The organism is Arthrobacter sp. SD76 (assembly GCF_049726125.1).
GTDB classification, from domain to species: domain Bacteria; phylum Actinomycetota; class Actinomycetes; order Actinomycetales; family Micrococcaceae; genus Arthrobacter; species Arthrobacter nitrophenolicus.
Genome location: NZ_JBNBLR010000001.1, coordinates 532,881 through 545,948, shown reverse-complemented (window position 1 = coordinate 545,948; position 13,068 = coordinate 532,881). Strand labels below are relative to the sequence as shown.

General features: G+C 67.8%; 10 protein-coding genes and 2 pseudogenes. 4 read left to right on the top strand and 8 right to left on the bottom strand.

Translation table 11 applies throughout. The annotated features are described in order from the left end of the window. Window positions 1–108: 108 nt before the first annotated feature. The 4 genes and pseudogenes from ACPEE0_RS02610 to ACPEE0_RS02595 all read right to left on the bottom strand — a co-directional run bounded on the left by ACPEE0_RS02610 (window position 109) and on the right by ACPEE0_RS02595 (window position 6,196). Entirely contained in the window at window positions 109–1,104 is a 996-nt protein-coding gene (locus ACPEE0_RS02610) for a Ppx/GppA phosphatase family protein (protein WP_407710023.1), read from the bottom strand. A 62-nt stretch (window positions 1,105–1,166) separates the two neighbouring features. Continuing rightward, window positions 1,167–1,619: an SseB family protein gene (locus ACPEE0_RS02605; protein ID WP_407710024.1), complete on the bottom strand. Its 453-nt coding sequence runs from the start codon at window positions 1,617–1,619 to the stop codon at window positions 1,167–1,169. 78 nt (window positions 1,620–1,697) lie between these two features. Further along, a pseudogene (topA, locus tag ACPEE0_RS02600) lies at window positions 1,698–4,424 on the bottom strand (type I DNA topoisomerase). Window positions 4,425–4,477: 53 nt separating this feature from the next. Next, window positions 4,478–6,196: pseudogene (locus ACPEE0_RS02595) on the bottom strand (DUF7059 domain-containing protein). 74 nt (window positions 6,197–6,270) lie between these two features. Between ACPEE0_RS02595 and ACPEE0_RS02590 the strand changes: the two are divergent. Both ACPEE0_RS02590 and ACPEE0_RS02585 read left to right on the top strand, forming a co-directional pair. Further along, a complete protein-coding gene (locus tag ACPEE0_RS02590; RefSeq protein WP_009358546.1) occupies window positions 6,271–6,759 on the top strand; it encodes a hypothetical protein in 489 nt (162 codons plus the stop codon). A gap of 49 nt (window positions 6,760–6,808) precedes the next feature. Further along, window positions 6,809–7,378: a hypothetical protein gene (locus ACPEE0_RS02585; RefSeq protein ID WP_009358547.1), complete on the top strand. Its 570-nt coding sequence runs from the start codon at window positions 6,809–6,811 to the stop codon at window positions 7,376–7,378. 31 nt (window positions 7,379–7,409) lie between these two features. Here ACPEE0_RS02585 and ACPEE0_RS02580 read toward each other — a convergent pair whose 3' ends face one another. Then, a complete protein-coding gene (locus ACPEE0_RS02580) occupies window positions 7,410–8,303 on the bottom strand; it encodes a rhodanese-related sulfurtransferase (protein ID WP_035753137.1) in 894 nt (297 codons plus the stop codon). A 128-nt stretch (window positions 8,304–8,431) separates the two neighbouring features. Here ACPEE0_RS02580 and ACPEE0_RS02575 point away from each other — a divergent pair, with 128 nt between their 5' ends. Together ACPEE0_RS02575 and ACPEE0_RS02570 are read left to right on the top strand one after the other, a co-directional pair. After that, window positions 8,432–9,124: a GNAT family N-acetyltransferase gene (locus ACPEE0_RS02575; protein WP_407710026.1), complete on the top strand. Its 693-nt coding sequence runs from the start codon at window positions 8,432–8,434 to the stop codon at window positions 9,122–9,124. 84 nt (window positions 9,125–9,208) lie between these two features. Continuing rightward, window positions 9,209–11,686: a DEAD/DEAH box helicase gene (locus ACPEE0_RS02570; protein WP_407710027.1), complete on the top strand. Its 2,478-nt coding sequence runs from the start codon at window positions 9,209–9,211 to the stop codon at window positions 11,684–11,686. Here ACPEE0_RS02570 and ACPEE0_RS02565 read toward each other — a convergent pair. The 3 genes from ACPEE0_RS02565 to ACPEE0_RS02555 are packed head-to-tail and all read right to left on the bottom strand — an operon-like array spanning window position 11,683 to window position 13,000. Then, window positions 11,683–12,135 carry an Rv3654c family TadE-like protein gene (locus ACPEE0_RS02565; protein ID WP_407710028.1) on the bottom strand — a complete coding sequence of 151 codons (453 nt, stop codon included), beginning with the start codon at window positions 12,133–12,135 and terminating at the stop codon, window positions 11,683–11,685. The genes ACPEE0_RS02570 and ACPEE0_RS02565 overlap by 4 nt on opposite strands. Then, complete coding sequence (locus ACPEE0_RS02560; RefSeq protein WP_407710029.1) at window positions 12,132–12,641, bottom strand: TadE family type IV pilus minor pilin; 510 nt, start codon at window positions 12,639–12,641, stop codon at window positions 12,132–12,134. Before ACPEE0_RS02560 ends, ACPEE0_RS02565 begins: the two co-directional genes overlap by 4 nt. After that, window positions 12,638–13,000 (bottom strand): DUF4244 domain-containing protein, encoded by a 363-nt coding sequence (locus ACPEE0_RS02555; RefSeq protein WP_407710030.1) that lies wholly within the window; start codon window positions 12,998–13,000, stop codon window positions 12,638–12,640. The genes ACPEE0_RS02560 and ACPEE0_RS02555 overlap by 4 nt, the downstream gene beginning before the upstream one ends. Between the last annotated feature and the right edge of the window lie 68 nt (window positions 13,001–13,068).

Below are 13,068 nucleotides of genomic sequence, written 5' to 3'. Positions count from 1 at the left end.
CCAGGACACCGGCGGCCGGCAACAGGTTTTCCCCCATTTTTCCTGTTGCCGGCCCCGGTGTTTCCGCTTTTAAGCAGCAGCCTTTGGTGCCGGCTCCCCCGAGCCGGGTCACTGGATGGCGGCGACCCCAGCAGCCTGGGGCGGCGTAATGTGCGGCGCAGGCTCGAGCGGCCCGTCAAACACCAGCTGGTCGAGCCGCCGGAGGATGAGGCCCTCGCGCAGGGCCCAGGGACAGATCCGCAGCTTCTTGAACTTAAACAGTTCCAGTGCGGCCTCGGCAACCAGCGCGCCGGCCAGCAGCTGGTGGGCACGCGCTTCCGAGACGCCCGGCAGGTGCAGACGGTCCTCGGCCTTCATAGCGGAGATGCGCTGGGCCCAGATGCCCAGGTCCGTGGCGTTGAGCTCGCGTTTGACGTAAGGACCGGCGTCGCTGGGGGCTGCCCCGGCAATCCGGGCAAGGGACCGGAAAGTTTTCGACGTGCCGGCAACCACGTTGGCCCTGCCCAGCCCGTCGAACTCACGGACAGCCGGCTTCAGCGTGGCCCGGATATAGCGCCGGAGTTCCTTGACGCTTTTGGCAGTGGGCGGATCATCGGGGAGCCAATCCCGGGTGAGCCTGCTGGCGCCGAGCGGCACCGAAGTGGCCAGCTCGGGCAGCTCATCCTGGCCGAAGGCCATTTCAAAGGACCCGCCGCCGATATCCAGGTTCAGGATGGGCCCGGCGCCCCAGCCGTGCCAGCGCCGGACGGCGAAGAACGTCATGGACGCCTCTTCGCTGCCGCTGAGCTCCTGCAGCGTCACCGTTGTTTCATGCTTGACCCGGGCCAGCACGTCCGGCCCGTTGGTGGCTTCACGGATGGCCGAGGTACAGAACGCCAGCAGGTCCTCGGCCTTATGCCGGGCTGCGAACTCCCAGGCTTCCAGGACAAACTCCGTGAGTTCGTGCTGCCCGGCGTCGCTGATGCTGCCGTCCGGTTCAAGGTACTGGACCAGGGACAGGGGTCGCTTGTGCGAGGCAAAAGGAACCGGCCGCGCGCCAGGGTGGGCATCCACCAGCAGAAGATGGACAGTGTTGGACCCGATATCGAGGACGCCTAGCCGCATGGTGACATTATTCACCGGCGCAGGCGCCGTATTCCAACTCGGCGCGCAGCCCGTTGACCTGCTTAGTTGCCTGCGGGGTTCTCCGGAGCGCCGTCCGGAAGTTCATCCGCACGCTTGAAGTCGCGCTTGATGTTGGCCACGCCCTCCGGGTTGATTTCGAAGCCGTAGGCAGCGCCGGGATTTATCACCATGCCCAGCTCCTCACCGATGTTGGCGATGATCGCTGCCCCCTGGGTGCCCAGCACGTTCGGCGCGGCGTCCAGGTACGGCCGGTCCACCCGGCTCGGGTGCGAGAAGACAGCCAGTACGGGGTCACCCTCGGCGTTGGCCAGGACCAGCGGCTCCACCTGGGAGTCTTCGCCCTCCACCGTGTCCGAGCTGATGATGTAGACCTCGCTGTTAAGGAAGGACAGGATGACGTCCACGGGGCTTGCGTCCGGCTGTCCGCCTTTGGCGAGCTGCTCCTCGAGGTCGTTCAGCGGAGTGGGATCGGCAATTGCAGGCTGTTCAGTCATCCCCCTACCCGATCACGTTCGGGTGGGCCCGCGCAATTCCCGCTGGTGGTTGGACCACGGCCCAACCACCAGCGTGACCTACTTCTTGGCTGTGGCCTTCTTCTTGGCCGGTGCCTTGCGCGTGGCGGTGCGCTTGACCGGCCCCTTGGCACGTTTCTCGGCGAGGAGCTCCACCGCCTGTTCCCGCGTCAGTTCCTCCAGGGAGGTGGCGCGCGGAACAGTGATGTTGGTGATGCCGTCGGTGATGTACGGGCCGAAGCGGCCCTCTTTCACCACAATGTTCTTCTCGGACACCGGGTCCGGGCCGAACTCCGCAAGCGGCGGCACGGCCGCACGGGCACCGCGCTGCTTCGGCTGGGAGTAGATCTCCAGTGCCTGCTCCAGCGTGATGGTGAAAATTTCCTCTTCCGAGCCGATGGACCGGGAGTCCGTGCCCTTCTTCAGGTACGGGCCGAAACGGCCGTTCTGCACGGTGATGGGGTTGCCCTCAGCGTCCTCGCCCAGCACCCGCGGCAGGCTCATGAGCTGCAGGGCTTCGTCCAAAGTCACCGACTCCACCGTCATGGACTTGAAGAGCGAACCGGTGCGCGGCTTGGCCTTGACCGGCTTCTTGGGCGGCTTGGGCTTGCCGTTCTTGTAGTACTCGACGGGCTGTGCGGCGATCTGTTCCTCGGTCATCTCGGGGATGATCTCGGTGACATACGCGCCGTAGCGGCCGTTCTTGGCCACGATGGTGTGACCGGTGTGCGGATCGGTGCCGAGCACGCGTTCCTCGGGGGCGGCGGTCTCCATCAGCTCGATGGCCTTGGCCGCGGTAAGTTCATCCGGGGCAAGGTCCTCCGGCACGTTCGCGCGCGCCGATTCCACGATCTCTCCCGTCTTGGGGTCGACGGTAGCGGCGGAGCTCTCCAGGCAGGGTCCGAACTTGCCCACCCGAAGGGTGATCTCGTCGGTAATGGGAATGGAGTTGATTTCCCGGGCGTCGATCTCGCCCAGGTTGTTGACGATGCTCAGCAGGCCGGGTCCGAATCCTCGCCGAAGTAGAAATGGCGCAGCCAGGAGGCGCCCACGGCCTGGCCGTTTGCGATCTTGTCCAGGTCGCCTTCCATGTCGGCCGTGAATTCGTAGTCCACGTAGTCGCTGAAGTGCTGCTCCAGCAGGCGGATGACGGAGAACGCGATCCAACTGGGCACCAGGGCGGAGCCCTGCTTCCGGACGTAGCCGCGGTCCTGGATGGTGGAGATGGTGGACGCGTAGGTGGACGGCCGGCCGATGCCCTTTTTTTTCCAGCTCGGCGGTCAGGGACGCTTCGGTGTACCGCGGCGGCGGGGATGTCTCGTGGCCCACGGCCACGATCTCCGAGGCCGTGAGGGCGTCGTCCTTGGCCACGTTGGGCAGCCGACGGCCTTCGTCGGAGTCGTCGTCGCCGCGGGTCTCGTCCTTGCCCTCTTCATAGGCGGCCAGGAAGCCGGGGAAGGTGATGACGGTGCCGGAAGCGGAAAATTCTGCGTCCCGGCCGTCCGAAGCCACCGCACCGAGGCGGATGGTGGCGGTCGAGCCCTTGGCGTCGGCCATCTGGGAGGCGACGGTCCGCTTCCAGATCAGTTCGTAGAGCCGGAATTCGTCGCCGGACAACTGCTTGGCCACCTGGGCCGGGGTTCGGAACGAGTCGCCGGCGGGACGGATGGCCTCGTGGGCTTCCTGCGCGTTCGCGGCCTTGTTGGAGTAGACCCGGGGCGAGCCCGGAATGTATTCGGGGCCGTACAGCTCCGACGCCTGCCGGCGGGCGGCCGTGATGGCCTCGTCGCTCAGCGCGGAGGAGTCCGTACGCATATAGGTGATGTAGCCGTTTTCATACAGCCGCTGCGCGATCTGCATGGTGCTTTTGGAGGAGAACCGCAGCTTGCGGCCCGCTTCCTGCTGCAGCGTGGAGGTGGTGAACGGTGCGGCGGGGCGCCGGGTGTACGGCTTGGTGTCCACCGACCGGACGCGGAAGTCCGCGTCCTGCAGGCCGGCGGCCAGGGACGCCGCCAGTTCCTCGTTGAGGTGGGCGACGTTCTTGGAGACGAGGACGCCGTCGTCGTTGAAGTCGCGGCCGGTGGCGACCTTCGCGCCGTCCACGGCGGCGAGCTTGGCCTTGAAGGAGCCGGAGTCGGCGCCGAACTGGCCGGTCAGGTCCCAGTAGGACGCGGCCTTGAACGCCATGCGTTCGCGTTCGCGGTCCACCACCATGCGGGTGACCACGGACTGCACGCGGCCGGCGGACAGGCCGCGGGCCACCTTGCGCCACAGGACGGGCGAGATCTCGTAGCCGTAAAGGCGGTCCAGGATGCGCCGGGTTTCCTGGGCGTCCACCAGTGCGGAGTCGACGTCGCGCAGGTTCCCCATGGCGCGCTGGATGGCTTCCTTGGTGATTTCGCCGAACGTCATCCGGTACACCGGGACCTTGGGCTTGAGCACTTCCAGCAGGTGCCACGCGATGGCTTCGCCCTCGCGGTCCCCATCGGTTGCGAGGTAGAGTTCGTCGGCGTCTTTGAGCGCCGCCTTCAGTTCGGTGACCTTTTTCTTCTTGTCCGCGGACACCACGTAGTAGGGCTTGAAGTCGTGCTCGATGTCGACGGCGAACTTGCCTACCGAGGTTTTCTTCAGCTCTGCGGGGAGCTCCGAAGGCTGCGGCAGGTCGCGGATGTGACCGATGGAGGCCTCGACAATGAAGCCCTCGCCCAGGTACTTGGCGATGGTCTTGCTCTTGGCCGGAGACTCCACAATCACGAGTTTCTTGCCGGTTTTGGCCTTGCTTGGCACGGTGCTCCTACAGAAAAAGGTTGCTGGGGCAGATGAGCCCATATTGGCCTAGTTCACCATATTTTGGACAATTGTGCGCATTCGGTGTGGAAAACCCTGTGGCGCACAAAGGCTGCGGAAGGCTCAGGCGCGGGCCGGAACAGGAAGCCGTCGCGGACCAGGTTTTCCACGTCTGCCAGCAGCGTGCTGCGGAAGCTGCCGGCATCGAATCCCGCGCCGTCGCCGTCCATGCCGCCGCCGAGGAGCGCCTCCAGGGCGCCGGCGATCTGCCCGGCGGTCAGGTCGCCGTCGCAGGCCGAAACGAACCCGGCAAGCTCGGTGCTGAGCAGGTTGGTCCGCCGCAGCCCTGCCCCTGGCGCAGCAGGATCACGCCGGGATGCTCCGCGCCGGGCCGCTGGTGCCGTTCTTCGGTGACGTCTTCGGCCACCAGCAGGTGCGTGTCCTCGAGCGTGTTGGCGGCGAGCCAGTCGCAGCGTTCGACGGCGGCGTCCAGGTGGGGGCCGATGGGCTGCTCGATGGGGTAGGTGATTTCCTCGAAGCGGCTCACGGTCGGTTCTCCGCCGGGGAGGGGACGGCGCAGCCAGACCATGCCGAAGCCGATCCCTTCCACGTTCCGGGACTCGAAGTCGGTGAGGTAGGCGGCGTAGGCATCCCGGTAATGTTCCCGGTCACGGCCTTCGGACGCGTCCTGCAGCCAGGTTTCGGCGTACTGCTCCGGGGCGACCTGCTCGCGCTGGATGAACCACGCGTCCGTGCCGGGCCTGACCCAACTGCGGGGCCGCTCGTGCCACTCCGCCCCGGCGGGCACCTCCCAGTTGCCGAGCATCTGTGCGGTGCCGCCCGGCGCCAGGACCCGGGAAGATCGGCCACCAGCGAGGAGACGATGTCATCGCCCGGCAGACCCCCGTCGCGGTACGTGAACTGTCCCGCGGCTTCCTCGCCGGCGCGGCGGGGCGTGATGACGAAAGGCGGGTTGGAGACCACCAGGTCGAACTCCTCGCCGGCCACGGGTTCCAGGAGCGATCCCAGGCGGAGGCTCACGCGGTCCTCGAACCGGTCCGGGTCCACGGAAAGGGCCTCGGCGTTGAGGAGGATGTTGAAGCGGGTGAAGGCGAGGGCGCGTTCTGAAATGTCCGTGGCCGTCACGTGCTCGCAGTGGTGCAGCAGGTGGAACGCCTGGATCCGCACCCCGTACCAAGATCAAGGGCCCGCCGTGTGTGGCGGCGGACGGTGGTCTGCACCAGGGTGGTGGAAGCCTGCCCGATGCCCAGGACGTGGTCATGCCGGAGGACCCCCTCCTGCTGGTGGGCCGCGAGGTCGCTGGCCACCCACAGCTCGGCGCCGCCGCTGCCATCCTCATTTGCGTCCCAGCCGTAGGGCCGCAGGTCAGCCTTTGCCGCCAGCAGCGTAGTGCCGGGCACGGGCTGCACCAGCCCCAGTTCCAGGAGGCCCTCGCTGCCGACGCCCGGCAGGGCCGCGTCCAGCACGCCCCGTTCCTGCGGTTCGGCCAGGAGCCACAGCCGGACGACGGCGGCCAGCGGCCGGGCGCTTTCGTCCCGCCGGACCGCGTGTTCGGTGGCCAGGAGGGCCGGGATGATCTGGTCCCTGTTGAGCGCGGCAGAGGCTGCTGGCCCGAGGAGCTGCGCGACGCCGTCGAGCGTGTAGCCGGTCCGGCGCAGGTCTGCTGCCAGGGCTGACAGCAGCTGGGGACGGTCGCTGCGGGGGGCGTCGGGGATGCTGCCGGCGGAAAACTGGTATGGGGATCTAGGCACCGGTCAAGTTTAGTCCGGCGGTCCTGGACGGGGCGCCGTACTGGCCTGTCCTGTCCGCGGGGTAGCGTTGAAGCATGCCTTCTCCGCTGCCCCTCCTTCCGCGTGCCCGCCGCCGGGCTGCCGTCCGCCGCCGCCCGCTGAAGTCCGCAGGGCAGCTGCTGGCTGCCGTCATGCCCGCCGCGGCCCTCGCCCTGGCGGCCTGCTCCCCGGTGGTCTCAATCGAGAACGCGGATGTGCCGGAATGGCAGGCCACTGCCCTGCCGTCCCCCGCGGAAGCCGTGCTGGCGGACGCCGGGAAGATCCTGAACCGGGACCACATCGTGCAGGAAGCGTCCAGCGTTCCGGCCGGACGCTACACCCTCACGGCCACGTGCGAAGGCGGCGGGAAAGCCTTCTTCGCGCTGTCGCTTAACGGCACCCAGGTGGTGGACGCCGGGGCGGCCTGCAACGGCAGCCGGGAAGTCACCAGGATCACGCTGCCCGGGCCCGGCAAGGTGGAGATCAGCACCTCCAGCGTGGATGCACCCCTCATCTACGCCTACCACCTGGTGCCTGCCGAATAGCGGTCCTCCCGGTATGGCCCGCCGGGCCCTGCGGGCTTAAAGTCGGACTATGCCCACCGTGCGGAGATTCTCCGCGCCCCTTTCCGGAGGGACAGCACGGGCACCGCTGGCGCGGAAGCCGGCGGCCGCCGTCGTCCTGGGCCTTGTGCTGGCAGCCGGGATGGCGTTGGGCGGCTGTGAATATACGTACGACGACGGCGGGGGCTGGTCCGGCGTCCCCGCGGAACCTACCGCTGCTCCCGCTCCCGTTTTCACCCGCGACGCGCTGCGGCGCGACCCCGTGCCTGAAGGGGAACTGGAGACGTGGGTGGAGCGGACCCTGCCCGATACTCCGCAGCCGGTAGTCCATGCAGGGGCTGGGCTCCTTGCCGCGGCGGAAGTGCGGACGGAAACCACCCCGGTGCTGGAAACCGGCACCTATGCACTGGCCCTGGCCTGCCGGAGCCAGCGGCGGGTCAATTTCGTTGTCCGCAGTGACGCGCTGACGCTGGTGGACCTGGGCCTGAGATGCGGGGTCAACCGGGAGAACGTCATCTACCTCTCGGCAGAGACGTCGTTGAGCATCACGGTGGAGGCCAGGACCGGAGCCAACTTTGCCTACCGGGTGCGGCGGCTTTGAGGGTGGCTTTCGGGCTGCCACCGGATGCTGCCTAGGCCGCGCAGCCCTCGGGGCAGCGCAGCGTGTCGGGGCTCGCGGCGCACTCCGCGCAATACAGCGTCAGGGTGCGGCAGCTGGGGTTGGAGCAGTTCTCGAACTTGCTGGTGGGCGCCGAGCAGCGCGCGCATTCGCCGATGGTCTTGGCCTCCTCGCTGAACTCGAGGTGCATGCGCTTGTCGAAGACGTAGAGCGAGCCTTCCCAGAGGCCCTGGTCCTTGAAGGTTTCGCCGTACCGGACGATGCCGCCGTCCAGCTGGTAGACCTCCTTGAAGCCCCGGTTCACCATCAGGCTAGAAAGCACCTCGCAGCGGATGCCGCCGGTGCAGTAGGTCACCACGGGTTTGTCCTTCAGGGAGTCGTACTTGCCTGAGTCCAGTTCCTTGATGAAGTCATGGGTGGTGGCGACGTCCGGGACCACAGCGTCCTTGAACCGGCCGATCTGGGCTTCAAAGGCGTTCCGGCCGTCGAAGAAGACCACCTCTTCGCCGTCCTGTTTCCGGGCGTCCACCAGCTGGTGCAGTTCCTCGGGCTTGAGGTGCTTGCCGCCGCCCACCACACCGTTCTGGTCCACCTTGAGCTCGCCGGGCGCGCCGAAGGAGACGATCTCGTCGCGGACCTTGACGCTGAGCCTCGGAAAGTCCTCCGCGCCGCCGTCGGACCATTTAACGTCGATGCCGTGAAAGCCCTTGTATTCGCGCGTTGTCTTGACGTACTGCTTTACAGCGCCGATCTCGCCGCCCACGGTGGCATTGATGCCGTCCTTGGAGATGATGATGCGCCCGGTGAGGCCCAGCTTTTCGCAGAGAGCACGCTGCCAGAGACGCACGGCGTCCGGGTCAGCGATGGGGGTAAAGCCGTAGAAGAGCACGATTCGGTTCAAAGCCACGTATTTAAGGGTACCGGCTGGGGTCCGGGCACCTGCCCGCCCGGGCTGGCCCATGCACCCGGACCTCCTCCATCACAATTGCGTAAGCACCCTGTTGCTGGAGTTCCGGCTGGAATAGTGTTCATGCCATGAGTCCGGAAACCATGATTGAAGACATCACTGGCCTTCTTGAAGTGTGGGTGGCGGGCTGGGCCGGCTGCCGCGGGTACCAGACATCCAAAGAGGGCCGTTTCCCCGCTGCACTCCGGGCGGACACGAGCGGCGAATGGGAATACTTCGCGTCCGACCCCACTGACGGCGAATTCGCCGCCCTGGCTGCCAAGACGGCAGAGGTTCCGCCCCGTGTCCTGACGATCCTCACCAACGACATCCCCCGCTACGCAGCCCTGGCCGGCAGGCACGGGCTGAACGTCACCTCGGACACCCAGACCATGATGATTGTGGACATGGAGACGCAGGACGCCGAGGACCCCTGGCTTTCCGACGACGACCTGACCTTCTCGGCATCCGAGCAGAACGGGGTCCACTACGCCGAGGTACGCTCCGGCGAAGCCCTGGCCGCGAGCGGCCGGGTATACGTGGTGGGTGACACCGCCGTGTTCGACAAGATCATCACGGAACCGGGGTTCCAGCGCCGCGGGCTGGGCAGTTTCATCATGCGGGCCCTCGCCGCGCAGGCATTCGAGCATGACGTCACCGCGGGGCTGCTGCTGGCCTCCGTCGACGGCCAGAAGCTCTATTCGCATTTGGGCTGGAGCACGGTCTCCCGCGTGCTGATGCTGTCTGCCTCCCACGACGGTTCCGATCTGTCCCTGAGCTGACCGTTCCCTTTCGTTGTCCCGCAGCCCGGTTCGCCCTTGGGGGAACCGGGCTGCGGCCTTCCACGTGGGTGAAACAATGTTGGGGTGAACCCCCATGACTCCCTGATTCCCATGCTGGGCCGTGGCCCGGATCCGGAACAGCTCCGTCATGTCCGCACCCTGCCGGCGCGTGCGGCGGTCCACGCACCGTGGCCGGCCTGGGTCCATCCGGACCTGGTGGACGCCTACGCTTCGCTGGGCATCCGGGAGCCCTACCGGCACCAGGTGGAGGCTGCCGACATCGCACACGACGGCGGCCATGTGGTGGTGGCCACCGGCACCGCTTCAGGAAAATCACTCGCGTACCAGCTGCCCGCGCTGGATGCCATCCACCGGTCTGAATTGCGCGTCCTCGCTGATCCGGGCAAGATCCACGACGACGGCGCCGTCACCCTGTACCTCTCCCCCACCAAGGCTCTGGCCGCCGACCAGCTGAACGCCATCCGTGCCCTGAAGCTTCCCACCGTCCGGGCCGAGACATACGACGGCGACACCGACCCCGCCTCCCGGCGCTGGATCCGCGACCATGCAAACTTCATCCTGGCCAACCCTGACATGCTCCATTTCGGCATCCTCCCCAACCATGCCTGGTGGGCCGGGTTCTTCCGCCGGCTGCGCTACGTGATCGTCGACGAAGCCCACAGCTACCGGGGCGTGTTCGGGTCCCACGTGGCAAACCTGATGCGGCGGCTGCGGCGGATCTGCGCGTATTACGGAGCCGGCACCTCCTTCCCGGAGCCGGTGTTCATCGCGGCCTCCGCCACGGCTTCGGACCCCGATGCCTCCTTCTCCCGGCTGATCGGCGCCCCGGTGCAGGCCGTTTCCAGCGACTGCTCACCCCACGGGGCCACCACTGTCGCCTTCTGGGAGCCGGCGCTGAGCGACGTCAGGGGCGAGAACGGTGCGAAGGAACGGCGGACTGCCGTGGCCGAAACAGCTGACCTGCTCGCCAACCTGGTGTCCGCCCAGGTGCGGACCATCGCCTTCATCAAATCGCGCCGCGGCGCGGAAAGCATCTCCACCATCACCAAACGCCTCCTGGAGGAGGTGGATCCGAGCCTCCCGCAGCGGGTGGCGGCCTACCGCTCCGGGTACCTCCCGGAGGAACGCCGCGCCGTGGAACGGGCCCTCCGCTCCGGCCAGCTCCTGGGCGTGTCCAGCACCTCCGCCCTGGAACTGGGGATCGACATTTCCGGCCTGGACGCTGTCCTGGTGGCGGGCTGGCCCGGCACCCGGGCCTCCCTGTTCCAGCAGATCGGGCGTGCCGGCAGGGCTGGGCAGGAGGCCATCGCCGCCTTTGTGGCCAGCGACGATCCCCTGGACACCTTCCTGGTGAACCACCCGGAAGCGATCTTCGATGTGTCCGTGGAGGCCACGGTCTTTGATCCCTCCAATCCCTATGTGCTGGGCCCGCACCTGTGCGCTGCGGCCGCCGAACTCCCCCTTGGTCCCGGCGAACTGGACCTTTTCGGCGGAACGGCAGAGGCGCTCCTGGACAAGCTCGTGGCGCAGGGCTACCTCCGCCGCAGGCCCGCGGGCTGGTTCTGGACCCACGCCCAGAGCGCCGCGGCGATGGTCAACCTGCGGGCCGACGGCGGCGGGCCGGTGAGCATCGTGGACGCGGACACCGGTTCCCTGCTGGGCACCATGGACTCGCCGCAGACCCACTACCAGGCGCACAACGGCGCGGTCTACATCCACCAGGGCGACAGCTACGTGGTGGAGGACCTGAACGAGGAGGACCACTGCGTGGTGGTGCGCCGGGCCAACCCGGACTACTACACCACTGCCCGGGACGTCACCCAGATCGAGGTGCTGGAGACCCGGCGCACCATGCAATGGGGTGACATCACCGTCCACTTCGGCGACGTCAAGGTCACCACGCAGGTGGTGTCCTTCCAGCGCAAGGCCCTGATTTCAAACGAGATCCTGGGCGAGGAACCACTGGACCTCGGAGCCCGGGACCTCTTCACCAAGGCCGTGTGGTTCGTGGTGGACAACAGGTCGCTCACCGCCGTCGGCCTCATCGAAGCCCAGTTCCCCGGCGCGCTGCACGCCGCCGAGCACGCCGCGATCGGGCTCCTGCCGCTGGTGGCGTCGAGCGACCGGTGGGACATCGGGGGCGTCTCCACTGCCCTGCATGCCGACACCGGGGTGCCCACCATTTTTGTCTATGACGGTCACCCCGGCGGGGCCGGCTTTGCCGAACGGGGTTTTGACAAGGCAAAAGTGTGGCTGGCGGCCACCCGGGATGCGATCAAGGCCTGCGAGTGCGACTCCGGCTGTCCGTCCTGCGTGCAGTCCCCCAAGTGCGGGAACAAGAACAACCCTCTGGACAAGGACGCCGCGGTCACCCTGCTGGACGTTCTGCTGAGGGACGCCACGGAACACCCGGATATCACCGGGCGGCCGGACGGCACAGGACAGTCGGACGTCACAGGACGGCGGGCGGCTGCAGGGCAACAAGAAGCCACCGGGGAGCAGGGCATCGGCGAACCAAGCGCCGGCTCACGGCGGGCCTAGGGAACTCCACCGGGTGGAGGTCCTGCCCGGGCATGGCCGCTGGCCGGACCCAATACGGACCCGTCCAGCCGTGTCCGGACCTCGAGTGTCTGGCCAGGCCCCGCCACGCAGCTGACCACCACCGCCGAGTGGCGGGCAGCCACCGTTGCTGCCACTTCGCAAGGCTGGCCATCGGCGAGGCCGCGGAGCGCATCTGCGCCGGCCAGGGCAGCGAGGTCGGCGGCCGAAGCTGCCCTGCTGCCCAGCACCGCCGATTGGGCCAGCAGCATCACCATGGCCGCGATGAGCAGGACCACCAGCGCCAGGCCAGCGGCAAGAACCGTGCCGGAGCCCCGCTCGGCCTGGTCGCCAGGTGGCGGAGCCAGCGGAGCAATGAGGCCGCTGCCGCGCCGCCCGGAGGCACTCCGGTAGCCAGGCACGGGTCCGCTGCGCCGGTGAACTCCGATCATCTGTTGCCCCTCCCGTCCGTCAGCCCGACGGCCGTGGCTGCTGCGGGCGCTTCGCTGCGGGTGGTGGCGCGGGCCGTCAGAATCCAAGGAATCGAGGAGCCCAGCGGCCCGCCCACGCGGTCCGTGACCGTGATGCTGTACCAGCCGCCTTCCGCTGCGACCGTAGCTGCTGCAGTGCCGCCGGCCAGTGTCCTGACGGTTCTCTCGACCCTGGCGGGATCCTCGCCCCTCGCCAGGGCCCGCGCACCGGCCCGCGCCCCCTCCTCGATCCGCAACTGGGTTGCCCCGGCCGCAGCCCCCGCCAGCAGCATGGCCAACAGGGCAAGCACCGCGGGAAGCACCACGGCGAACTCGGCGGTGACCGCGCCGCGTGCCGCGTTCGACGTGCCGCTTCCGCGTCCGGGTCCAGCATTCCGGCGTCCCGTCAGGCCGGCACCCCGGCCTCGCCGGCCGAAGGGAACGGTCCGGGGTGTACGGCGCTGAAGCGCGGCCGGTGCAGCGGTCACGGCAGTGCCAGTGCGGTGCGGATCAGGGTCAGCAGGAAGCCGCGGACCTCGTCGCTGCGGAGGATGAAGACAAGGAGGCCGGCCAAGCCAACCGCAGCAAGGGTGGCGATGGCGTATTCGGCGGTGGCCATGCCTGCCTCCGAACCCATCAGCCGGACAGTGCGGCTGTGCTTTTGGGCCAGGCGTGCACCCGGGTAGAGCTCCACAACGTTGGCCGGCAGCGTGCTGCCGGTGGTCGACCCTGCTTTGCCGGACCAGTTGTGTTCCCGGCCCGGAGCGGCCGGGCTGGACAGCGCCGGGCTGGACAGCGCCGGGCGGGCAGGTCCGGCGTAGTAACTGCGGTGGTGGTTCATGGACATGTGGTGTTTCCTTTCGTGGGGCCGGTGATGTTGCCGGCTGTCTTGACTCTTCCGGTCCCCAACAGGAC

What these genes read in the sequence shown, in the direction of transcription:
- ACPEE0_RS02610 (WP_407710023.1), bottom strand. Translation starts at nt 1,104, where the DNA reads ATGCGGCTAGGCGTCCTCGATATCGGGTCCAACACTGTCCATCTTCTG.
- ACPEE0_RS02605 (WP_407710024.1), bottom strand. Translation starts at nt 1,619, where the DNA reads ATGACTGAACAGCCTGCAATTGCCGATCCCACTCCGCTGAACGACCTC.
- ACPEE0_RS02585 (WP_009358547.1), top strand. Translation starts at nt 6,809, where the DNA reads ATGCCCACCGTGCGGAGATTCTCCGCGCCCCTTTCCGGAGGGACAGCA.
- ACPEE0_RS02590 (WP_009358546.1), top strand. Translation starts at nt 6,271, where the DNA reads ATGCCTTCTCCGCTGCCCCTCCTTCCGCGTGCCCGCCGCCGGGCTGCC.
- ACPEE0_RS02575 (WP_407710026.1), top strand. Translation starts at nt 8,432, where the DNA reads ATGAGTCCGGAAACCATGATTGAAGACATCACTGGCCTTCTTGAAGTG.
- ACPEE0_RS02565 (WP_407710028.1), bottom strand. Translation starts at nt 12,135, where the DNA reads ATGATCGGAGTTCACCGGCGCAGCGGACCCGTGCCTGGCTACCGGAGT.
- ACPEE0_RS02555 (WP_407710030.1), bottom strand. Translation starts at nt 13,000, where the DNA reads ATGTCCATGAACCACCACCGCAGTTACTACGCCGGACCTGCCCGCCCG.